Source organism: Acinetobacter sp. YH12095, from assembly GCF_013419245.1.
In the GTDB taxonomy this organism is placed as follows: domain Bacteria; phylum Pseudomonadota; class Gammaproteobacteria; order Pseudomonadales; family Moraxellaceae; genus Acinetobacter; species Acinetobacter towneri.
This window is the reverse complement of sequence record NZ_VPAL01000022.1, coordinates 15257-36786: the sequence shown is the minus strand read 5'-3', so window position 1 is coordinate 36786 and position 21530 is coordinate 15257. Positions and strand designations below refer to the sequence as shown.

The window sequence follows — 21530 nt, the reverse complement described above, 5'->3', positions numbered from 1 at the left end:
TTTACTGTAGGTATTGAAGGTAATAATTGCAAAATAAGGCATCGAATTAGGCGCGGTTTTAGAAGGAGTTGTAATTTTTCAAAAAAGATTGAAAACCATTTTAAAGCTTTCGACTTAACCTTTTTTTACATCAATAATGGCTTCATTTAATGTCAGCATACTTTTTGAAACACCACCAGGGTTTTTTATGCAGATATTTAGCAAATATCTATTTTCTCGATTAAATTTCAAACTATGATAGGATTTATAATTCATAAATCCGATTATTTTTATAAAAAAACACTGTTTTACCGATTCTTTCGATTTTCGTATTCTAGCTACACAAGATAAGCAATCCCCGAAACGAATTGAGGAGTCATCCATGAGTTTAATCAATACCCAAGTCAAAGCATTTAACGCAACCGCTTACCACAATGGTCAATTTATTGACGTATCTGAGCAAGACTTTATTGGTAAATGGTCAGTGGTGTTTTTCTACCCTGCAGATTTCACCTTTGTTTGCCCAACTGAACTTGCCGATTTAGCCGATCAATATGCTGAATTCCAAAAAATGGGTGTGGAAATTTACTCAGTATCTACAGACACACACTTTACCCATAAAGCATGGCACGACACCTCAGAAGAAATTAAAAAGATTCAATATCCAATGATTGGCGACCCAACTTGGACATTGTCTAAAAACTTTGAGGTGCTGATTGAAGCAGAAGGTTTGGCAGATCGTGGTACTTTCGTGATTGACCCTGAAGGTAAAATCCAAATTGTAGAAATCAATGCAGGCGGTATTGGTCGTGACGCGCAAGAGTTGTTGCGTAAAGTAAAAGCAGCGCAATATGTGCATGCACACCCTAGCGAAGTTTGCCCTGCCAAGTGGAAAGAAGGCGATGCAACCCTAGCACCATCTATTGATTTGGTGGGTAAAATCTAATCGAATCATCGCACTCAATTTTAAAAATCCAGAACCTCGCTTCTGGATTTTTTATGCTCATGATTTGTTTAACCATGTATAAGTTTCAGCAAGATTATTCCATTCTTGCAATGCTGTATGCCAAATTTGCACTAGGTTGTGGTGCGATGAGCGATTAAGATCAAAACATCTATTCTCCTAGCAATAGGTGTAACACATGAAAAAAATAATCGGTTTATATCGCAACCAAAACATGCATTGGGTGGGCGATGGTTTTCCAGTCAAAAATCTATTTTCTTATGACCGTTTAGGGCAGGCGATCAGTCCATTTTTACTCTTGGATTATGCAGCGCCGTATCATTTTGATGCGACTACCGCACAACATGGTGTTGGTTCGCATCCACATCGCGGTTTTGAAACGGTGACGCTTGCCTATCGGGGCGAAGTGACGCATAAAGATTCGGCAGGTGGTGGTGGCACCATCAAAACAGGCGATGTGCAGTGGATGACAGCAGGTGCGGGTGTGGTGCATGAGGAATTTCACTCCAAAGACTATGCAGCACAAGGCGGATTGTTTGAAATGGTGCAGCTTTGGGTGAATTTGCCTGCCGCAGACAAAATGACATCGCCACGTTATCAAGCCATTGAATCTCAAAATATTCCGAAAATTGAGTTTGAAAATCAGGCGGGGCATTTACGCATTATTGCAGGTCAGTACGCAGAGCAATCTGGGCCTGCCAGCACCTTTAGCCCTGTCAATGTTTGGGATGGACAATTGAAAGCTGCACAGACCCAAGCGCTGCATGTGCCGGTAGATCACAATACTTTATTGGTGGTGTTGGCAGGTGAAGTGCGGGTCAATGGCAGTCAACTTGTGCAAGATCACTCAGTGGTGTTATTTGCTCAAGATGGCGAAGCGTTAATTCAGCTTGAAGCACTGCAAGATACGCAATTTTTAGTGCTGACAGGCAAGCCATTAAATGAACCTATTCAAGGCTATGGTCCATTTGTCATGAATACCAAGCAGGAAATCATTCAAGCTTTTGAAGATTTTAATCAAGGCAAGTTTGGTGAAATTCCGATTCAACATCAAGCGGGTTAAGCTTTAAAAAATCTTAGCCAAGAAAAAAGCCTCATGTCGATGTCCCGACCGAGGCTTTTGTTGTTCTGGCGCTGTCAAATTTCTAGTTTTAGCGGATTGATCATATTCCTTATGATAATTATATGTGATGTAGTTATTATTTTTGTGCTTGGTATCATAGCGTTTAGAGATTTATTTGTAAAACGAAAATTATAAAATTGGTGAATTTATCTACATGGTTTAGAACACTATTTATAGTATTAAAGAAATAATATAAATAAATTCTAAGGCTTATTTAAGCACTTTCTGATTGTTAAAAAATGTAATCATATTGCCAATGTACTTTGTGTTGTTTCTCTGTGAAAAGTACACAATCTGGTAGTTTTTAATAGCTCATTTTCCTTAGGCATGGTTCATAATTTCATAAAGTATGTAAAAAGATGGATGATCGGTTTGGATATCGCAGTGATCGGTAGTGGTATGGCTGGACTGGCTACCGCAAGAATTCTTAAAGATGCAGGGCATAACATTACAATTTTTGAGGCGCTGCCTGGTCGTGGAATGGACAGTCATAGCATCGAATTTGAGGATGGTTTAATTGATGCGCCGTTACGGGTCATGAACCCACATTTGTGGAAAAACACCCTCAGCTTGGCCACACATTTAGGCATTAAAACTTATCCTGTGCGTACTTATATGGCGTGCAGTTGGTTATTTGAAGATCGTACCGAAACTTGGCTGACCACAAGCCGTACCCGTATTGGTAATTTCCCAATCATTAACAACCGTAAAGGCATACAACAATACGGCTGGCGTTTGGTAAAAGGCATGTTGCAGTTAAAAACAGCCATCGCTAAATTTTTCAAATCTAAAAACCAAGACATTACCCTTGCGGAATTTATCAACCGTAACGAAATTGAAGAAGTGTTTTGGCATGGTGCAGTGATGCCAGTGCTTTACACCATTTGTACTTGTGACCCTAAAACCATTGGTGAATGGCCAGCAAAACCATTGTTGGTATTTTTACGCCAATTGACTGATGGTGATGCATTATTGCGTTTACAAGGTGGCACGCCTGCATTGGTTGATAAGTTGATTGAAGGTATTAATATTCAAAGTGGTGCAGCGATTACTCGTGTTCATCAACAAGAAGATGGTGTAATTGTTGAAAATTCTGAGGGTCAGTCGCAAACATTTGACCGTGTGGTGATTGCAACGCCAACCACTAAAGTCCAAGACTTCTTGGACAATCAACAATTTGCAGAAGATATTGAATTGCTTAAACAGTTCAAATTCGAGCAGGGTGATTTGGTGATTCACACTGATCAAACGGTGATGCCGCCAAAACGTAAAGATTGGTCTGTTTTAAGTTATATGATGGATCGTAAATTTACTCGTCAGCAATTTACGGTATGGCTTAACTCGATCGAACCAACTTTGGTCGGTAAATCGCCAGTGTTCCAAACATGGCGTCCAGTTACACCAATTGATCCGAAAAAGATCATTTCAACGGTAACTTTAACCCGCGCTGTGGTGGATTCAAAGACAGTGGCATTAAACAAAGAGTTGCAGCAGCGCCATCACCAAGACAATCGTAAAGTGTTCTTCTGCGGTTCATGGTCGTGCGATGGTTTACCAATTTTAGAATCTGCAGTGACTTCCGCTATGCATATTGCAGAAATTTTTGGTGCACCATTACCGTTTATTGATTTAAAACCACAAGTTGAGGTTGCGCCGCAATTAGGTTATTAAGTTTAGGGTCTGTTGATATTTCATAAATGGTTTGTGCTGTAGGCTAAAACTGAGCAGATCAGGCATGAAACGCAGGGAATAGCGAGACTATTGCCAAGTTTCATAACGCAATCTGAGAAAGTTTTAGCCACAGCCTTTCAGGACAAGCATATTTTTTGCTGCTATTGCGTTATGAGTCAGTCATTTAGAATGACTAAATTTCCTGCCTCATGCCTTATATCAGCTAAAAAATATGCGTTGTCGCAAACATAGATGAATTATCAACAGCCCCTCTTTTTTGAATTAGACTGAGTCAGTATGAAATGGCAACAGGCGATACGACAGCATTTTCCAAAACATAAATATGCCATTCAAGCGGCATATTTGGGAGATACTTCCGCACTGCCGTGGAGCAATTTAGGTTATTGGTCAGATGCAGTGGGATCTGATTATCCCGCTGCATGTCAAAATTTAGCAGCGCATTTGGCCGCAGCAGTGCATTTAAATTCAAAAGATGTTGTACTGGATTTAGGCTGTGGGCAAGGTGCCAGTCTTAAATATTGGTTGGAACACTATCAAATACAACGACTTGAAGCTGTTGAGCTACAAGATCATCATGTGCAGTCGATTCGACAACATTTAAATTCAAATATTAAAATTCACGCTGCTTCATTTTTAAATTTAAAAGCACTTTTTCCACAACCACGTTTTGATGTGGTGTTCTGTATCGATGCAGCATATCACAGTCATTTGAATTCATTTTTAAGTCAGGTCAGTGCGGTTTTGAATTCAAATGGACGTTTGGGCTTTCATTATTTAATTTGGGCAGAACAAGCGCCAACGCATGCGTTCAAACAGCTGCAATATCGTGCCTTATTAAAATCTGCCGCTGTCAATTTTAAAGATCTGATGTCTGAAAGTCAGCTTCGAGCGGTTTTAGAACAGTTTGAATTTAAACAGATTCAGGTGGAAGATTTGTCGGCACAAGTTTTGGCGGGTTTTGCTGACTATGTGAATCAGCATCTCAAGCATCGAGTACAAACGCGAGATACAGACTGGTTTAAAATTGCCATGACCGCACGTTTATGTGCCAAGCTCTATGCGGATGGCTGGATTAAATATGTGCAGGTGAGTGCGGAAAAAGCTTAATCTATCGTAATCAGCTGCTAGATAATGAAGTTTTTCGGTGTTTGGATGTTCATAATTGGCTTTAAATCCCACCCACCACATGAAACTGTTTCGGTAAAATTTTTGCGCCACACGTCAATTGATCCCCGACATAACCCACGGCTTTGTCATCAAAAAGAATATGATCGTGACTTTTTATAATTGTGGACCAACGCTGGCACTTAGGGCAGAAATGTCCATCACCCGCCACTAAAAATAAATTTCCCATTTGAGAAACACGCATTTGATTGGCAAGGATGATTCCACCATGATTGGTCATGGAATGATGCGTTGCAAAGCTTTGAGCCATGAGGTATTCCTTAAACTAGAAAACTTTAGAGAAGCATTGTTTTTTATACTAAATTTTCTAAGACTTATAATTTTAAATTTTTATTTTAATTCACAAAAATATTTTTAAATGTCAGTTTATAAGGATGAAACATCAACAAAATAGACCATCAATATAAAAATACGATCTGAAATATGTGTACAGCATTCTAAATCATAAAATACATTTAACAAGTGAAAAGTCACAATCTTGTATTGCAATTGAAGTTTTGCAGATACATCGAAGCCCTAAATAAATTGGAGATTCGAGCAGCATGAGGAAGATAAAAATATACGTTTATAAAAACAAAAAACCTCATAAATTTTTAATTTATGAGGTTTAATATGGTGCCGGCACACGGATTCGAACTGTGGACCTACTGATTACAAGTCAGTTGCTCTACCAACTGAGCTATGCCGGCGTTGTGTAGAGAATTTTACAGAATTTTTACGTGTGCGCAAGCCAAAAAGTAACCGTTTAATGCATGGCATAGATTTTTTGCAGATTTTGTATGCAGGGTTTTGGCGCGTTACAAACGAGGAAATCACACAGAAGATTTTGTAGGAAATGAGCCCAGCGGGTGGGCTCATTGAAGAAAACAACCTGAAATGAGGTGTGAAAAAGCGATTATTTATTTCTTAAGATACGATCTAAATCCTGTGCACATTCTTCTAAGGTAAAGGCCATATCAAGTTGCATTTGTGGTTTGAGTTCATTTGCGAGCGTTCTCCATTGTTCAATTAGGCGAATGGCTTTTTGAATCTTATGTTTGTTGATGTCTTTGGCGATGGTAGGCGTATATCCTCCACGTTTAGCATTTTTAATTTGTTTGACATAATTTTGGCTGTTATTCATGTTCGCTCCCGAATAGCAGTTATATATGTAAGGCATTTGCATGCTTTTATTATGCTAAAGCTTAATGATGACCCTTTTATGTAGAAAGCTGAGATGACGAAATAAAAATAAAAAAAGGTTTTGATAAAAAACAATAAATTTCTTCACCTCTCCTTTTTTGACGGCATAACTCAGTTGTAGCATAGCGATTGAAGATTGTCTTGACTGCAGAGTAACGCAATGTGTCATGTTTGTTGATTTTTCATCAATAGAGGGATTGAGGATTATCAAAATTGGCGATGGAGATGGTCTTAACTGCAAATTCCGTTTATCGCTTTATCCATTTTACGCTCTAGATAATTGCCAAGTTGCTGATTAGAATAGCGCCACTATAAAAATAGCAACGATAATAACAATGCAAAGTTCACTCTTTGCTGTATTAGAAAAATTTGGCTTAAGCCCTCAACACCGCACAATTCATATCCAGTTTTCTAATTCAGCCTTAAATCATCAGGTCTTTTTGCAGTGCGTTTATGGTCAGCATGCCATCAACCAAGGTTTGCAGATGGATGTCTTATGCCTCTCACCGCATGCAAATTTGCCGTTGAAACAATTTATTGGCAGTCGGGTGGCTGTAGATCAACTCACCGATCAAGGCGAATTATTTCGACATAGCGGCATTATTACTGCAGCAGCGCAAGGGCAAAGTGATGGCACGCTCAGTCTCTATAAATTGCAGATTCAGGATGCAACGGCTTTGTGGCATAAACGCCGCAACAGTCGGGTATTTATGAATAAAACTGTGGTGGAGGTGAGTGAAATTCTGTTTAAAGAATGGCAAGACCGCAGTGCATTATTTGCTGCAAGTTTAAGTTTAGATTTAAGTGGTCTCAGTCAGCGTTATGCAGTTCGACCTCTCATCATACAATCCAACGAAAGCGATTATGAGTTTTTAACCCGTTTGTGGCGTAGCGAAGGCATCAATTGGTTGGTGGATGAAAAACAACCTTGGGTTGAGCATTTTTTAACGCCTATGGATACACAAAAATTAAGACTGATTGAGCAGAATAGTCATTATCAGCCCTTAAAACGTAGACGAGTGGCATTTCAGCGTACAAGTGCAATCGAGCAGCGGGATAGCATTTACACTTGGATGGCACAGCGTAACCTGCAACCCACTGAAGTACAGTTACAACGCTGGCAACCCGATCTTTTGGCACAGGACCAAAATTCAGTACAGTTCACATCGCCCTTACAAAGTAGCACACAAAATAGTGAAGCTTTAAGTTTAGAACAGGCGTGGTGCGTGAGTCCTGCGTGGATGCAAGACTTAACTGGGCAAGATCAGGTGACAGCTGCAAGTACCGAACAATTAGAACAATTGGGACAACAATTGGCTCAGTATTATGATTTGCAGGCAAAATATTTTTCCGCGCAAAGTAATTTACGTGATGCGCAAGTGGGGTATTGGTTTGAATTACACGGGCATGCTGAAATTGATCAACATCCCCAAACTGAACGAGAGTTTTTAATACTGTCCAAACAGTTTTATAACCAAAACAATTTAGCACCTGAATTACAACAGCATTTTTTGAGTCTGCTGCAACAAAGTCAGTGGACATTTCAGTTACCGTTGGAGGGTGATCCTCAACAATTTTGTCAATTGAATTTGATTCGACGACATATTGCGCTCGTTCCAGAGTTTAATCCATTACTGCATCGTCCCGTGGCTTATCCACAGCGCGCTAAAGTGGTTGGACCTGAGGATGAAACCGTGCATGTAGATGCGTGGGGGCGTATTAAAGTTCGGTTTTTATTTACCCGAAGTGATGACCACTTGCATGATGGTGGTGCGGGTGCCAACGACAATGAGAGCGATTCGGCGTGGGTGGATGTACTCACACCGTGGGCAGGTGAGGGTTATGGTGCAAGATTTCACCCACGTATTGGTGAAATTGTGGTGGTGGATTTCTTTGATGGCAATATTGATCGTCCTTTTGTGGTTGGACGTTTACATGAGGCAGAACGACAACAGACACAATTCGATACAGTTGGAACTCTACCCGATACCAAATACTTGAGCGGGATTCGTTCACAAGAAATACGTGGTGCAGGGTTTAACCAACTTCGCTTCAATGACACCACCAAACAATTCAGTGCGCAATTGCAGAGTAGTCATGCTGCGAGTCAGTTGAATTTAGGATATTTGAGCCATCCAATGCGGCAGGAGGATTCAATTGGGCGCGGCGAAGGCTTTGAATTAAGAACTGATCGGTGGGGAGCTGTGCGTGCAGGTGCAGGCTTACTGCTTTCAACTCATCCACAAGCACAGGCACAAGCGTATCATTTAGATGCGAGTCCTGCCAAAAGGCAATTGGAGTCCAGTTTAGCGGCAAGCAAAGGCTTAAGTGAGTTGGCACAAAATCAGCAAACAGATCCTTTGGAAACACTGGAGCATCTCAAAGAATTTTTAAATCAAATTGAACTAGAAGATCAAACTAAAGCGGCAAGTTTTAAGCAGGCGGTTATGATTCTTTGTGCGCCCAACTCAATTGCAGTTTCAACTCAGCAAGATTTACACCTTTCTGCAGATCAACATATTCATCAAAGTGCCGCAGGCAGTATTAATGTTTCTACCCAAAAATCTGTGATTACACATGCACGCGATAAAATCAGTTTATTTGCAGCGGAGCAAGGTATACGTGCTTTTGCAGCCAAGGGTAAAGTCGAAATTCAGGCACAAGATGGTGCTATAGATGCAATTGCACGCCAGAAAATCAAGCTGATTTCTACGGAAGATCGGGTGGAAATTACCAGTCCAAAAGAAATTGTGCTAACGGCAGGTGGTTCACAAATCAAAATTAATTCAAAAGGTGTTTTTGTGAGTACTTCAGCTAAATTTGAGGCGAAAGCAGGACAGCATTGTTTTGAGGGTGGGGAACGGGTGACAAGCGTCCAATACAGTTTGCCTCAAGCTGAGACTGAATATAGTCATCAAATTGATTATCAGTGGGATGTTGCAACTGAAGATGAGAAAGAGATTTTTGTTGTCGGAAAGCAAGATGGAAGGCTCATTAACACGAATAAAAATATACAAGATGCAAATCAGAGTGTCAGTTCATTAAGATTTTATACGTCAGAAAAAACTGAATTCGTTGCGTTAGGGTTTAATTCATCCTATGTCTATTTAACTCAGTCGGCTGTACAAGATAATAATATTGATGAATTATGGGCTGAAATAGAAGAAGAAACAGAATTAGAAGAAGATGAAGTTTATGCAGAAGAGGATTTAGGCTAATGAGTAATTTAGTCACAATTACATCAAAATTTTATGATCGTTCAGGGCGTCGGGTGATCAACTTAAATGTTATGTCTAGATACCAAGGTTCAAAACGTGAAAATCTTCAGAAAACTGATCTTCATGGGCAGTTTGTATTTCAGGCATCTCCACAAAGAACAGTAGAAATACTGGCAAAACCACCCAATCAAAAAGATTTTACTGTTTTTAAGGTCATTCATACATCTATTGGTTCATCATCACAAGATCCAATAAAAATTCAGTTACCTAAAACAATTGAAGAATATAAACAAAAAGAATTAGGTGAAACCAAAGCTAGAATTGTTACAACTACTTTTAAAGTGGTAGATTGTGCTGGGAAAGTGGTTTCAAATTTTCCTATTCAATCAAGACCTAGAGGGCGGAAAAATGCTTATGAACGATATACCAATGAAAATGGGATCGTGGAGGTATTGTCATCACCACAGCGTGATATTGAAATTTTGGTGTTAACTTCAAATGATCAATTTGTCGTGAAATGTGAGGTAAATTCTAAAAATGGCTCACAGCAGCCGATTTTAATACAACTCGATGAACCATATAGTAATTTCAAAAGCCGATCTGAATTAAAACTAAAAGATAGAACAGGTGAGCAGTTAATTGAAACTCCAACTGATATTGAAATGTTGATGTTGGATACGGGTAAAAAACAGATAATTACCATTTTAAATGGCAGTACTCCATTGTTCAGTATGGTGGGGCAGCGTTTGCAATTTAGAGTATTAAAGCCGAATGGGGATGCTTTAAGCCCTGTGACTTATAGTGCAAAAAGAATGCGTGCAGATGCGGTTGAATTGCGTTTGGATGTGGAGGTTGTTAAAGGTATCACGGCAGAGGGTAGGCCGAGTATTGAGAAAAGTATCAAGTATAATTTAGAGGAGATAGTTTCATTAAGTTTTTTTAAAGCTGTTTATGGCTCTAATAAACTATTTTCTCATCGTGTAATGAAAGGGCGATCGACACATAATACTCCACCTGAAAAATTTGTTATAGAGTTAAACAAAAGCCTAATTAAGCATAATCTTAAAGACAAATTAATGTTATGTCATTTTTTAGCACAAATTTATCATGAGTGTGATCATTTTAATACATTGATTGAGTATGCGAGCGGTAAGGATTATGATATTTCAAATTTTCCACCATCTGTTTGTGATATAAAAAAAAGCCGAGCATGTAGAAGAAGAAAACAAATTTTGGCTGAAGGAAACACATCTTTAGGAGATGGCCCTAAATACAAAGGGCGAGGCTTAATTCAGCTAACTTGGAAAAGTGCGTATAAAAAATATAAAAGCTATTCTGGAATTGACGTGGTTAATAATCCGGAATTACTCTGTGATGATTTATTTCATGCTGTAGATAGCTCAGTCTGGGCTTTTAATGTATTTAAAAATGCTGATAGTTTAATTCACAAAGGATATAAAGATTTAAATGGCACTTATAGTGATAACTATCATTTAAAAGTTGTTGAATCTGTTAGTAGGAGAATAAACGGTGGAAATAATGGTATGGCTGAAAGAAAAAAATTATTTATAAAAATATTAAAAGAGGTTGAGAAAAGAGATGGGTTTAAATAAATTTTATCTATTTTTTTTATTGCTTTTTACTTGTTATGTATCGGCAGAAGAAATATTGATTAAAGAAAAAAATAGTATTTATTATAATGAAAACGGAGAAAATTTCTTATTATTTAATAAAAAAGACTATTGTTTTGATAAAGATGCTTTTTCAGTAGAGTATTTTGGTATTCCTTTAAAAAAATATGTAGTGGTCAATTATACTGAAGACTGTAATCCAAGTGGGCAGTATCGAATATTTGAAATTTCTTCCCTGAAGGCAAAAGAATTTTATTTAAGTCCTTTGTATGATCCTGAATTTATAAATAATCAGATTATTGAAAGGTTCAAAGATGGAGCAATCAGCTACAAAAGAATCTATACATTAAAGTCTGGAAGCTATTCAAGACAAGAGGAATGGAAATCTTTGGCTCCAAACATAAATATAAGTACTTATTTTTTAAATGGTTATAAAGTTTATGTGCTTAAAGATGACTTAGGAAGAGAGATTCAAAATCTGATGATAACTTCTCCTAAAGCATTCTTGTTTGATCGTTATTTTATTCGGAAAAAGTCTTATCTCATCCAAGGGGATCGAGTCAAAATAAACCATATTGCAAAAAACAAAGATAATTTTTTCCTAAGTATTGATTATATTAGTAAAAAAAATGGAGTGGTAAAGGCATATATTATGCTGTCCGATGTTATTTGATGTATAGGATAATCCTCATGAAGTCGCTTTGTAGCAACTTCATGATAGCTTTGATCAACCTTCCATCACTTCTTCTAATAACTCTTCACTTGGGGCAAAGTAATATGCGCCATCCATGGCAGTCACAAAGTGCAATAAACGGTCATGGATGCCATCACCTGAAGTACCAAACATACGTTCTAACATGGCATCAATAATGCTCAAATCTTTGGTATAAGCAATAAAGAATAAACCCTGATCGCCCTTGCCATCACCATAAGGTAAAGAGTGGCGCAAAATTTCCATTTCATCGCCTGCATCATCTTCAACGACTGTACGTGAAACGTGCGAATTTTCAGGTTGTACATCTTCGTCTAATTCAATCGATTCAAGTTTGGTGCGTCCAATCACGTGTTCTTGGGCATCGACTTTGAGCTTTTTCCATTTTTCTAAATCGTGACAATAGCGCTGTGCAAAAATAAAAGAACCATCGGCAAACACGCCTGCATCTTCCCCTAAAAGTGCAACTTCGGCACGATCATCTGGAAATTGTGGGTTTTCGGTACCATCAATAAATCCCGTCATGTCGCGTCCATCAAAATAACGGAAACAGACCCGTTCATCCAACACTTCAATTTTGTCTTGGATCCCCTCAAAAAAGGCCTGACTGAGCGCAAAGCAAATATCTGAACGGGCACTCGCGAGATGAATAATCACATCGGCAGGCACGACAGGCATTGGGTACGCCCCTTGAATCGGTTGTAATTGTTTAAAACCCTCTGGAGATTGCTCATAGAGTTGTGCCCAAAGTTCAGGACCAAAAGCAACGCCAGTTTTAATTTGGGCATGTGGATGTTGGGTAATCAAACGATCCCGTGTGCTAAACAAGTCAGCCAATTTTTCTTTTAACTCAGTAATGCTTAAGTCTTTTAAACGAAGTACAAGAAAGCGAGCATGATCTGAAGGTAGTGGCAAAATTACAGATTGGGCAGTCATGTATAGCTCCTGAAAATTTGTTGTTTTCTATAAAGTTGACTTTATTGTGCCTGATTGCATGCAGGCTTAATAGCCTGAACCCGATTTTATTCAACGTTTTTAGTCATGAGATTAAGTGAAATATCATATAATGCACTGTCTTGTGAAAAGCGGCGATATATGTCTTATCAAGTTTGGATTGCGTTTATGTTGGCCTGTTGGGTGATTAGTGTTTCACCTGGCGCGGGTGCGATTGCCTCGATGTCGAGTGGTTTGAATTATGGTTTTCGACATGGGTATTGGAATGCGATTGGTCTACAACTCGCTTTATTATTGCAAATCGCGATTGTAGCCGCAGGGGCAGGGGTATTATTTGCGACAACGCCTTGGGCATTTCTGATTGTGAAATGGTTTGGTGTGGCGTATTTGTTGTATCTGGCGTATTTGCAATGGGTAGCGCCTGCACAGTCGATTGAAATTCAGCATGAGTTGACGCGCAAATCTGCTGGAAAATTGGTGATGTACGGCTTTCTGGTTAATATGAGCAATCCCAAAGCAATTGTGTTTTTATTGGCAGTTTTACCGCAATTTTTAGATTTATCTAAACCACAATGGACGCAATATGCAATTATGGCGTTGACCATGATTAGTATTGATTTGATTGTGATGGCGGGCTATACGGGCTTGGCTGCAAAAGTTTTGCGTTTGTTAAGATCACCGAAGCAGCAAAAATTTATGAATCGTACTTTTGCTGCATTGTTTGCAGGTGCTGCGTTTTTGTTGAGTTTGGTGCATCAGTAATGTCTTCAATTACACAAAAGTGTACGCTGTAATTATAAAAATAGATTGAGACATACGTTGAAAATAAAATGTATTCCGCGAGCACTTTATTGGCAACATTGGTGGATCAGCATGTTGCTTTTAAGTTTTTCAACTTTAATTGCAATTGGATTAGCAATTCAGTTTTCAGTAGATAGCGTGTTTTGGCCAATTGCTTTGATGGCACATTTGAGTATCAATTTGATTTTTTCTTTTGTATTTGCCGCCTTGCAAACTTATTTTAAACATACGGTGTGGCAAAGTGTGGTGTTGATTAATATTACGGCTGTGTTGTTGATTGCCATTCATGCAATGTTTTATCTACAAAAGATAGATTGGAATGCTGTTTCAGAAAGTCAGCAGCAATTGAGTCTTTTACAGCAAGTGATTCATAGTGATATAGCACTGTGGATAGCGTATATACTGCCATTTTTGGTCGTAATGCTCATTGCTGCAATACAAAAATATAGATATTCATTAACGAAAAACTAAGCTATCTTTCTGACTTTTTGAACGCTAAAAATCACCGCAAAAATGATCGCCATAGTCATCACAATACTTAAACCTGTCGAAATATTTAAGCCCGCACTTGACCATAAACCTACGCTGACTGCAATTTGCGCCACAATAAATGCCCAAATCACCATTTGTTTAGGCGAGTGAGCCAATAAACGTGCGGTTAAAGCGGGAATCACCAACAATGCGCCCATCAATAAAGAACCGACTGCACGTAAAGCCAATACGGTAAATAATGCCAACAACAACATAAAAATCAGGCGTTGCCATTGGGCATTCACGCCTTCACTGACCGCAATATCAGGGTCAATTGCAATTTGAATTTGTGCCTGCCAAAATTTATACAGCACCGCTAAAGCAACAATAATCACTAGGGCAAATACAGGTAAATCTGCCCATGAAATGGTGAGTAAATCACCAAATAAATAGCTCAGCAACTCAGGACGCAAACTTGGAATATGTTGAATAAAGAGCAACCCTGAACAGAGCAAGGTCGCAGAGCAGAGCGCCAATAATGCATCATTCGGCAACCGTGGATCATGTAAAATCCACAAAACACCCACCAATAATAATGCCAAGAAGGTCACACCCATCCACAGAGGTAAACTCAACGCGCCTGCAATCGCCACACCCAATAAGGTGCCATGCGCCATCGTATCGGCAAAAAAGGACATACGTCGCCACAGCATTAAACAGCCAAGTGGGGCGGTCAAAAATACCAATAAACTGCCCATGATCCATGCAGGTAACAGCAATTGTAGCCAATCCATCATGGGTTAAGCTTCCGGTTCAGGGTGAATATGAGGACGTGAATCATGCTGACAAGGCTCGGCATGATCGCCATGGGCGCAGTGTTCATGGTGATGTTGATAAAACACCCGATTGGTTCCAAAAATAGCTTGGTATTCAGGATGTTGCTGTACATTTTCGGGCAAACCGCTACAGCAAATGTGTTTATTTAAACATACCACACGATGCGTACCTTGCATGACCCATTGCAAATCATGCGACACCATCAACACCGCACAGCCATATTTGCTCGGTAAGTTGCGCACATAGTCATACAGTTCAGCTTCGGACTGAATATCTAGTCCTTGCATCGGCTCATCCAGTACCAAAACATCAGGTTGACGTAATAAGGCGCGTGCCAATAGCACCCGTTGCCGCTCACCACCAGACAGTTGTTGTACTTTTGAATCTTGCAGTTTGGCAATGCCAGTATCGCGGATAATTTCTGCTTTAATTGCGTCTGGGCATTTTTCTAAAGCCAGTAAATCTTTCACTCTTAAAGGCAAGCTGTGTGAAGGATTAAACTTTTGCGGCACATAAGAAAAGGTCAATTTGCGAGCATTTACGAGCTTGCCTGCATTTGGTTTGACAATGCCAAGCAAGACTTTAATTAGAGTCGATTTTCCTGCGCCATTGGGGCCAATTAGCGTGACAATTTCACGTGCATGTAATTCAAAATCGACATTTTTTAAAATATCGCGCTCATCTATTCGCACCTGAATATTGTGCAAGGCGATGAGCGGTGCAGTGGTTATTTGCTGTTGCACTGCTGACATTTTCCAGAAATCTCAATAATGCTGTGATGCGGGCTAAAGCGGTCAGAGGCTGCCAACTGATCTAATTGCTCTAATAAACCTTGCGCTGAAGCTTCTTTAACGACTTTACATTCAGTACAGATTAAAAAAGCCGCTTGGTGTCCTTCACGTGGATGACAGCAAGGAATATAGGCATTGATTGAAGTCAAACGGTGAATTAGTCCTTTTTCCAGTAAAAAATCTAAAGTACGGTACACCGTTGGCGGTGCTGCAGGACGATCAGACTCACTTTTAATTTTCGCCAATAAATCATAAGCACCCATTGGTGCAGATGCCTTGAGAATGAGTTCCAACACTTCTTTACGTAGCGGTGTTAAACGAGCACCTGTTGCCGCACATAAACTTTCAGCTTCGGCAAGACGTTGATCGACATTGTGATGGTCGTGAACGCCATGTAATGCATTGTGATGCTCGTGCGAACATAAGCTCATAGCCACCCCAGTTGAACTTTAAAAGAAAAACGACAGTAAATCTTAGCATGAAGCGTTATTAGTTTCGATTATACGTAGGTATTTTTATAAATTTGTTATATTATAACATTTGTCGATTTTTCGTGATATGCCGCAATGTTTCGTTTATTTAGTTTCTGTCTTTTAGCGTTATGCAGTACTGTCAGCATGGCGCAGGCTTTGGTGGTGTCTACCCATCCTATCTATTTGATTGCCCAAAAAGTCACGCAAAATATCGAAACACCCACGTTATTACTGGCAGATCAAACAGGGCATGATGTATCGCTCACGCCTGCACATCGAAAAATCATCCAAGATGCGGATTTAATTATTTGGCTAGGTAAGGCGCATGAAGCACCGCTAGAACGTGTATTACATCAAAATCCTAAAGCGATTGCTTTATTAGATACGGGCATTATGAAAACTTTGCCGCAGCGTTCAGAACGTGGTGCAGCATTAAAAAATACAGTAGACAGCCATGTCTGGCTAGACCCAAACAATGCGGTGCGTATCGGCTTCTTTATTGCTGCGTTACGTTCTCAGCAAATGCCTGAACATCGCGATGCTTATTGGAACAACGCACGTGCCTTCGCACAGAGTTTATTCAAAAGTGCAAGTCAGTTTCAGACTCAAACTGCAGTACAGCCATATTGGGCTTATCACGATGCCTATCAATATTTAGAACGTGCCTTAAATTTAGAATTTTCTGGGTCGATGACCAATGATCCGCATATTGCGCCAACAGTCGCACAAATTAAATATTTGAACGATCACCGACCAAATCCAAAAATGTGCCTACTTGCAGAAGGACATGCCAGTAAAAATCAGTATATGAAATTGAATCCAATTGTGTTTCAAAAGGTCGATGAAAGCATGCGCGGCGCAGATGATTTTGTGCAAGCGTGGCAGCAATTAGCCAAGCAAACCAAGGCTTGTGTATTAAATGCACGAAAATGATGCGTTTTTTAAGCAAATTTGAAATATGACAATTCCGAGACAAACATGCAAAAAAACACGACTAAGGTCGGGAAACGATTGCATGTTCAGGGGGCTAACTCTATAATGCCTGCGATAAAAAACGATCATCAGTTGAACTTGTCAAGCATTAATGCTGTGAGTGGATAAAAAAATGAGCCGAACTAGTCGCTTGATTGACCGACGATTAGCTAAAGCTTTGGTCTTCTTACAAGCATTCATGATTCCAGTTTCAGCCCTGATAGCGTGGGTCTTGAAAGACTCAACGGCTGCCTTAAGCGCTGCACTTGGTGCTAGTGTTTGTTGGTTGGCAAGTTGTTATTTTTCATGGCAGTCGTTTCGAGCAGCAGGTGCACGAGCGTCCAGACAGGTTCTTTCGAACATGTATAGAGGAATGCTCGGTAAGTTTGCAATCGTGATCGTAGGATTCATTTTAATTTTAAGCAATGTACAGCCGTTATCCCCGGTGGCATTGTTTTGTGGTTTTATGCTCGTTCAAAGCATGTCGTGGGTTGCGCCATTTTGGGTGTCACGATTACAAAAACGAGTCTAAACGCAGCAAAAATTGAAAAGTTTTTCAGGAATAGGCGAGATATCAAGCAGCACGCGATGTTCGTTTGTTCTATTAGTTTTTTTACATTGACCAGGTGTGATTTATGGCTGCTGAAGAACATGCCCTTACTTCGACCGAGTATATCAAGCATCACTTGACCAATATGACCTATGGCAAAATGCCAGACGGTTCATGGAAGTTGGCTGAGTCTGCTGAAGAAGCTCAACAGATGGGGTTCACTGCTATTCACTTGGATTCAATGGGTTGGTCTATCGGACTTGGTCTGATCTTCTGTTTATTGTTCTGGATTGTTGCGAAAGCTGCAAATTCAGGCGTGCCTGGTAAATTCCAGTCAGTAATTGAAGTGATTATCGAGTTTGTGGATTCAAGTGTACGTGATACCTTCCATGGGAAGTCTCGATTAATTGCACCCTTAGCATTAACCATTTTCGTGTGGATTTTCCTCATGAACTTGATGGATTTGATCCCTGTTGACTTTATTCCTTATGTAGCTCAACAGGCGATTGCATCTATGCTGGGTGTGGACCCTCATCAGGTTTACTTTAAAATTGTTCCGACTACAGATCCAAACATTACCTTAGGTATGTCTATTTCTGTATTCTTCTTAATTATTTTCTATAGTATTCGTGAGAAAGGTGTTGGCGGCTTCGTTGGTGAGTTGGCACTTAACCCATTCAACCCAAGTAATCCAGTTGCTAAAGTGCTTTTAATTCCATTCAACTTATTGTTGGAATTGACTACTTTCTTGGCGCGACCAGTTTCATTGGCTCTACGACTGTTCGGTAACATGTATGCGGGTGAGTTAATCTTCATTCTTATCGCGTTATTACCGTTCTGGATCCAGTGGGCATTGTCTGTGCCTTGGGCGATTTTCCACATTTTGATTATTACGCTACAAGCATTCATTTTCATGATGTTGACTATCGTGTACATGAGCATGGCAAGCGAAAAGCATTAATGGTATGGCCTAACTGTCATCGGGCGGTTGGGCACACAATTTTTTAACTTAATTTGGTATAAAACCTAACCTCTGAGGAATTATCATGGAACTCACTTTAGGTCTAGTTGCAATTGCATCTGCTATCTTGATCGCTTTCGGTGCTTTAGGTACTGCGATTGGTTTTGGTCTTTTAGGCGGTCGCTTCCTTGAAGCTGTTGCTCGTCAACCAGAATTGGCTCCACAACTTCAAACTCGTATGTTCTTAATCGCAGGTCTTCTTGATGCTGTGCCTATGATCGGTGTTGGTATTGGCTTGTTCTTCATCTTCGCTAATCCATTTGTAGGTTAATCAGCTTAATTCCGAAATTCACTATTTGAGGAATTTGCAATGAATATCAACCTCACATTGTTTGGCCAAGCGATTGCATTTGCGATTTTCGTCGCATTCTGCATGAAGTTTGTATGGCCACCACTAATCAATGCGATTAGTGAGCGTCAGCGTCGTATTGCTGACGGCTTAAATGCAGCTGAGAAAGCCAAAGCTGATCTTGCCGATGCGCAAGCTCAAGTGAAAGCTGAATTAGATGCAGCTAAAGCACAAGCGGCTCAATTGATCGAACAAGCGAATCGTCGTGCAGCACAATTGGTAGAAGAAGCGCGTACCCAAGCATCTGCTGAAGGTGAGCGTATTCGTCAACAAGCGAAAGAAGCTGTTGATACAGAAATCAATTCTGCTCGCGAAGAATTACGTCAACAAGTAGCTGCGCTTGCAGTAACTGGTGCAGAGAAAATTCTTAGCCAGCAAGTTGACGCAGAAGCTCACAATGCCATGCTGACTCAGCTGGCTGCTAAACTTTAAGAGAGAGGCAGATTATGGCTGAACTCTTGACGTTGGCACGCCCATACGCTAAAGCAGCATTTGCTTACGCTTCTGAGCAAGGTGCAACTGACAATTGGTCAACAGCACTTAACTTGCTCAGTGCTGCGGTGCAAGACGAAGCATTTTCAGCTTACTTAAATCGCCCTGAGCTTACGCCTGCTGAGCAGGTGAGTATTTTTGCCAAAGTTTTAGGTGAAGACCAAACTGCAGCAGTGTCAAACTTTTTGACATTGCTTGCTGAAAACAACCGTTTGGCTTTGCTTCCTGAAATTCAAGCAGAATACGAACAGCTCAAATCACAGAATAACAATACTGTGGATGTTGTGATTGAATCAGCATTCCCATTGACTTCTGTACAAGAACAAATTCTTGCTCAAGCGTTAGAAAAACGTTTCGCTGCGGCAGTAAATGTTTCTGTAGAAGTGAACCCAGCGTTAATTGCGGGTGTGGTTATTCGTGCAGGCGACCAAGTGATAGATGATTCTGCGCTTAACAAGCTTGAAAAAATGCGGACACGTCTTTTAGCTTAATTGCGAAGACTGAACTAATAAAAGATTGAGGTATAGCGCAATGCAACAACTGAATCCATCCGAGATCAGTGCGCTCATTAAACAGCGTATCGGCGATCTGGACACCAGCGCGACCGCTAAAAACGAAGGTACCATTGTTATGGTATCCGACGGTATTGTGCGCATTCACGGCCTTGCTGATGCAATGTACGGTGAAATGATCGAATTCGACGGCGGCTTATTTGGTATGGCACTGAACCTAGAACAGGATTCAGTGGGCGTCGTTGTTTTAGGTAACTACTTAAGCCTTCAAGAAGGTCAAAAAGCACGTTGCACAGGTCGTGTATTAGAAGTTCCAGTTGGTCCAGAACTTTTAGGCCGTGTGGTAGATGCTTTGGGTAACCCAATTGATGGTAAAGGCCCTATTGATGCAAAATTAACTGATGCTGTAGAAAAAGTAGCACCAGGCGTAATTTGGCGTCAATCAGTGGATCAACCTGTTCAAACTGGTTATAAATCAGTTGATACCATGATCCCTGTAGGCCGTGGTCAACGTGAGTTGATCATTGGTGACCGTCAAACTGGTAAAACAGCAATGGCGATCGATGCGATCATCGCTCAGAAAAACTCTGGCATTAAGTGTGTATACGTAGCAATTGGTCAAAAACAATCGACTATCGCAAACGTAGTACGTAAGCTAGAAGAAACTGGCGCTATGGCGTATACCACTGTTGTCGCAGCAGGTGCATCTGATCCAGCAGCAATGCTGTATTTAGCTCCGTACTCTGGTTGTACAATGGGTGAATACTACCGTGACCGTGGTGAAGACGCGTTAATCATTTATGATGACTTGTCTAAGCAAGCTGTTGCGTATCGTCAAATTTCATTGCTTTTACGTCGTCCACCAGGTCGTGAAGCGTATCCAGGTGACGTGTTCTATCTACACTCGCGTCTACTTGAGCGTGCTTCTCGTGTATCTGCTGACTACGTTGAGAAATTCACTAACGGTGAAGTTAAAGGTCAAACTGGTTCTTTAACTGCATTGCCGATTATTGAAACTCAAGCAGGTGACGTATCTGCATTCGTACCAACCAACGTAATTTCGATTACAGATGGTCAGATCTTCTTAGAAACATCATTATTCAACGCAGGTATCCGTCCTGCTGTGAACGCGGGTATTTCTGTATCGCGTGTTGGTGGTTCTGCTCAAACTAAGATCATCAAAAAATTGTCTGGTGGTATCCGTACCGCTTTGGCGCAATACCGTGAATTGGCAGCGTTTGCTCAGTTCGCTTCTGACCTTGACGAAGCAACTCGTAAGCAACTTGAACATGGTCAACGTGTAACTGAGTTAATGAAGCAGAAACAATATGCGCCATACTCAATTGCTGACCAAGCTGTTTCAGTTTATGCATCTAACGAAGGCTATATGGCTGACGTAGAAGTGAAGAAAATCGTAGACTTTGATGCTGCGTTAATCTCTTACTTCCGTTCAGAACATGCTGCGTTAATGCAACAAATCGATGAAACTGGTGATTTCAACAAAGACATCGAAGCTGCAATCAAAGCAGGTATTGAAAGCTTTAAAGCGACTCAAACTTACTAATTTAGCATTGGCTAGTTAGGGGTTTGGTTCACGGAATCAACCTTCGGAAGCCTGAAA

At 40.3% G+C, this 21530-nt stretch carries 21 protein-coding genes, 1 tRNA gene and 2 pseudogenes; 17 read left to right on the top strand and 7 right to left on the bottom strand.

The features are described from left to right. The 5 genes and pseudogenes from FTU35_RS12075 to FTU35_RS12055 all read left to right on the top strand — a co-directional run. A pseudogene (locus tag FTU35_RS12075) lies at positions 1–150 on the top strand (IS1 family transposase); the annotation flags it as partial. Positions 151–361: 211 nt separating this feature from the next. Then, a complete protein-coding gene (ahpC, locus tag FTU35_RS12070; protein WP_004970191.1) occupies positions 362–925 on the top strand; it encodes an alkyl hydroperoxide reductase subunit C in 564 nt (187 codons plus the stop codon). 196 nt (positions 926–1121) lie between these two features. Next, the gene (locus FTU35_RS12065; protein WP_154321175.1) at positions 1122–2006 is read left to right on the top strand and encodes a pirin family protein; all 885 of its coding nucleotides are present in this window, start codon (positions 1122–1124) and stop codon (positions 2004–2006) included. Positions 2007–2429: 423 nt separating this feature from the next. After that, positions 2430–3737, top strand: a complete 1308-nt coding sequence (locus tag FTU35_RS12060) for an FAD-dependent oxidoreductase (protein WP_004970183.1) — start codon at positions 2430–2432, stop codon at positions 3735–3737. 297 nt (positions 3738–4034) lie between these two features. After that, positions 4035–4865, top strand: coding sequence for a cyclopropane-fatty-acyl-phospholipid synthase family protein (locus FTU35_RS12055; protein ID WP_154321174.1), 831 nt, complete (start codon positions 4035–4037; stop codon positions 4863–4865). A 70-nt stretch (positions 4866–4935) separates the two neighbouring features. On the opposite strand, the pseudogene FTU35_RS12050 reads toward FTU35_RS12055, so the two are convergent. The 3 genes and pseudogenes from FTU35_RS12050 to FTU35_RS12040 all read right to left on the bottom strand — a co-directional run. Further along, positions 4936–5193, bottom strand: a pseudogene (locus FTU35_RS12050) (PAAR domain-containing protein); the annotation flags it as partial. A 363-nt stretch (positions 5194–5556) separates the two neighbouring features. Next, a tRNA-Thr gene (locus tag FTU35_RS12045) sits at positions 5557–5632 on the bottom strand. Between the two features lie 206 nt (positions 5633–5838). After that, positions 5839–6066, bottom strand: a complete 228-nt coding sequence (locus tag FTU35_RS12040) for a hypothetical protein (RefSeq protein WP_004970172.1) — start codon at positions 6064–6066, stop codon at positions 5839–5841. Between the two features lie 394 nt (positions 6067–6460). Here FTU35_RS12040 and FTU35_RS12035 point away from each other — a divergent pair, with 394 nt between their 5' ends. From FTU35_RS12035 to FTU35_RS12025, 3 genes are read left to right on the top strand one after another with little or no spacing between them, the layout of a single operon-like run. Then, entirely contained in the window at positions 6461–9343 is a 2883-nt protein-coding gene (locus FTU35_RS12035; protein WP_154321173.1) for a type VI secretion system Vgr family protein, read from the top strand. Continuing rightward, a complete protein-coding gene (locus FTU35_RS12030) occupies positions 9343–10956 on the top strand; it encodes a glycoside hydrolase family 19 protein (protein WP_131261260.1) in 1614 nt (537 codons plus the stop codon). The genes FTU35_RS12035 and FTU35_RS12030 overlap by 1 nt, the downstream gene beginning before the upstream one ends. Beyond that, positions 10943–11647, top strand: coding sequence for a hypothetical protein (locus FTU35_RS12025; RefSeq protein WP_004970164.1), 705 nt, complete (start codon positions 10943–10945; stop codon positions 11645–11647). Before FTU35_RS12030 ends, FTU35_RS12025 begins: the two co-directional genes overlap by 14 nt. A gap of 54 nt (positions 11648–11701) precedes the next feature. On the opposite strand, the gene FTU35_RS12020 is transcribed toward FTU35_RS12025, so the two are convergent. Then, positions 11702–12622: a Dyp-type peroxidase gene (locus FTU35_RS12020; RefSeq protein WP_154321172.1), complete on the bottom strand. Its 921-nt coding sequence runs from the start codon at positions 12620–12622 to the stop codon at positions 11702–11704. Positions 12623–12781: 159 nt separating this feature from the next. On the opposite strand from FTU35_RS12020, the gene FTU35_RS12015 reads away from it, so the two are divergent. Next, the gene (locus FTU35_RS12015; protein WP_154321171.1) at positions 12782–13402 is read left to right on the top strand and encodes a LysE family transporter; all 621 of its coding nucleotides are present in this window, start codon (positions 12782–12784) and stop codon (positions 13400–13402) included. Between the two features lie 111 nt (positions 13403–13513). Continuing rightward, positions 13514–13912 carry a hypothetical protein gene (locus tag FTU35_RS12010; protein ID WP_136144785.1) on the top strand — a complete coding sequence of 133 codons (399 nt, stop codon included), beginning with the start codon at positions 13514–13516 and terminating at the stop codon, positions 13910–13912. Here the strand turns inward: FTU35_RS12010 and znuB are convergent. The 3 genes from znuB to FTU35_RS11995 are packed head-to-tail and all read right to left on the bottom strand — an operon-like array spanning position 13909 to position 15971. Next, on the bottom strand, positions 13909–14709 hold the full coding sequence (znuB, locus tag FTU35_RS12005; protein WP_004970154.1) for a zinc ABC transporter permease subunit ZnuB: 801 nt from the start codon (positions 14707–14709) through the stop codon (positions 13909–13911). The two genes, FTU35_RS12010 and znuB, sit on opposite strands and share 4 nt — an antisense overlap. A gap of 3 nt (positions 14710–14712) precedes the next feature. Further along, on the bottom strand, positions 14713–15501 hold the full coding sequence (gene znuC, locus FTU35_RS12000) for a zinc ABC transporter ATP-binding protein ZnuC (RefSeq protein ID WP_131261255.1): 789 nt from the start codon (positions 15499–15501) through the stop codon (positions 14713–14715). After that, positions 15477–15971: a transcriptional repressor gene (locus tag FTU35_RS11995; RefSeq protein WP_004970151.1), complete on the bottom strand. Its 495-nt coding sequence runs from the start codon at positions 15969–15971 to the stop codon at positions 15477–15479. Before FTU35_RS11995 ends, znuC begins: the two co-directional genes overlap by 25 nt. Positions 15972–16106: 135 nt before the next feature. On the opposite strand from FTU35_RS11995, the gene FTU35_RS11990 reads away from it, so the two are divergent. From FTU35_RS11990 to atpA, 7 genes are all read left to right on the top strand, one after another. Further along, positions 16107–16946, top strand: a complete 840-nt coding sequence (locus FTU35_RS11990) for a metal ABC transporter solute-binding protein, Zn/Mn family (protein WP_104852883.1) — start codon at positions 16107–16109, stop codon at positions 16944–16946. Positions 16947–17118: 172 nt separating this feature from the next. Continuing rightward, positions 17119–17517, top strand: coding sequence for an ATP synthase subunit I (locus FTU35_RS11985; protein WP_004970147.1), 399 nt, complete (start codon positions 17119–17121; stop codon positions 17515–17517). Positions 17518–17620: 103 nt separating this feature from the next. Further along, positions 17621–18496 (top strand): F0F1 ATP synthase subunit A, encoded by an 876-nt coding sequence (gene atpB / locus FTU35_RS11980; protein ID WP_004970145.1) that lies wholly within the window; start codon positions 17621–17623, stop codon positions 18494–18496. Positions 18497–18581: 85 nt separating this feature from the next. After that, positions 18582–18827 carry a F0F1 ATP synthase subunit C gene (atpE, locus tag FTU35_RS11975; protein ID WP_000424060.1) on the top strand — a complete coding sequence of 82 codons (246 nt, stop codon included), beginning with the start codon at positions 18582–18584 and terminating at the stop codon, positions 18825–18827. 39 nt (positions 18828–18866) lie between these two features. Further along, positions 18867–19337, top strand: coding sequence for a F0F1 ATP synthase subunit B (locus tag FTU35_RS11970; protein ID WP_004970142.1), 471 nt, complete (start codon positions 18867–18869; stop codon positions 19335–19337). Positions 19338–19351: 14 nt separating this feature from the next. Further along, positions 19352–19888, top strand: a complete 537-nt coding sequence (locus tag FTU35_RS11965) for a F0F1 ATP synthase subunit delta (RefSeq protein WP_004970141.1) — start codon at positions 19352–19354, stop codon at positions 19886–19888. A 40-nt stretch (positions 19889–19928) separates the two neighbouring features. After that, positions 19929–21473, top strand: coding sequence for a F0F1 ATP synthase subunit alpha (gene atpA / locus FTU35_RS11960; RefSeq protein WP_004970138.1), 1545 nt, complete (start codon positions 19929–19931; stop codon positions 21471–21473). Positions 21474–21530 lie beyond the last annotated feature (57 nt).

Coding starts and splice junctions, on each gene's coding strand:
- FTU35_RS12010 (WP_136144785.1), top strand. CDS start 13,514: ATGTTGCTTTTAAGTTTTTCAACTTTAATTGCAATTGGATTAGCAATT.
- FTU35_RS12030 (WP_131261260.1), top strand. CDS start 9,343: ATGAGTAATTTAGTCACAATTACATCAAAATTTTATGATCGTTCAGGG.
- FTU35_RS11985 (WP_004970147.1), top strand. CDS start 17,119: ATGAGCCGAACTAGTCGCTTGATTGACCGACGATTAGCTAAAGCTTTG.
- FTU35_RS12060 (WP_004970183.1), top strand. CDS start 2,430: ATGATCGGTTTGGATATCGCAGTGATCGGTAGTGGTATGGCTGGACTG.
- FTU35_RS11995 (WP_004970151.1), bottom strand. CDS start 15,971: ATGAGCTTATGTTCGCACGAGCATCACAATGCATTACATGGCGTTCAC.
- atpE (WP_000424060.1), top strand. CDS start 18,582: ATGGAACTCACTTTAGGTCTAGTTGCAATTGCATCTGCTATCTTGATC.
- FTU35_RS12015 (WP_154321171.1), top strand. CDS start 12,782: ATGTCTTATCAAGTTTGGATTGCGTTTATGTTGGCCTGTTGGGTGATT.
- atpB (WP_004970145.1), top strand. CDS start 17,621: ATGGCTGCTGAAGAACATGCCCTTACTTCGACCGAGTATATCAAGCAT.
- FTU35_RS11990 (WP_104852883.1), top strand. CDS start 16,107: ATGTTTCGTTTATTTAGTTTCTGTCTTTTAGCGTTATGCAGTACTGTC.
- znuC (WP_131261255.1), bottom strand. CDS start 15,501: ATGTCAGCAGTGCAACAGCAAATAACCACTGCACCGCTCATCGCCTTG.
- FTU35_RS12040 (WP_004970172.1), bottom strand. CDS start 6,066: ATGAATAACAGCCAAAATTATGTCAAACAAATTAAAAATGCTAAACGT.
- znuB (WP_004970154.1), bottom strand. CDS start 14,709: ATGATGGATTGGCTACAATTGCTGTTACCTGCATGGATCATGGGCAGT.
- FTU35_RS12065 (WP_154321175.1), top strand. CDS start 1,122: ATGAAAAAAATAATCGGTTTATATCGCAACCAAAACATGCATTGGGTG.
- atpA (WP_004970138.1), top strand. CDS start 19,929: ATGCAACAACTGAATCCATCCGAGATCAGTGCGCTCATTAAACAGCGT.
- FTU35_RS11970 (WP_004970142.1), top strand. CDS start 18,867: ATGAATATCAACCTCACATTGTTTGGCCAAGCGATTGCATTTGCGATT.
- FTU35_RS12025 (WP_004970164.1), top strand. CDS start 10,943: ATGGGTTTAAATAAATTTTATCTATTTTTTTTATTGCTTTTTACTTGT.
- FTU35_RS12035 (WP_154321173.1), top strand. CDS start 6,461: ATGCAAAGTTCACTCTTTGCTGTATTAGAAAAATTTGGCTTAAGCCCT.
- ahpC (WP_004970191.1), top strand. CDS start 362: ATGAGTTTAATCAATACCCAAGTCAAAGCATTTAACGCAACCGCTTAC.
- FTU35_RS12020 (WP_154321172.1), bottom strand. CDS start 12,622: ATGACTGCCCAATCTGTAATTTTGCCACTACCTTCAGATCATGCTCGC.
- FTU35_RS11965 (WP_004970141.1), top strand. CDS start 19,352: ATGGCTGAACTCTTGACGTTGGCACGCCCATACGCTAAAGCAGCATTT.
- FTU35_RS12055 (WP_154321174.1), top strand. CDS start 4,035: ATGAAATGGCAACAGGCGATACGACAGCATTTTCCAAAACATAAATAT.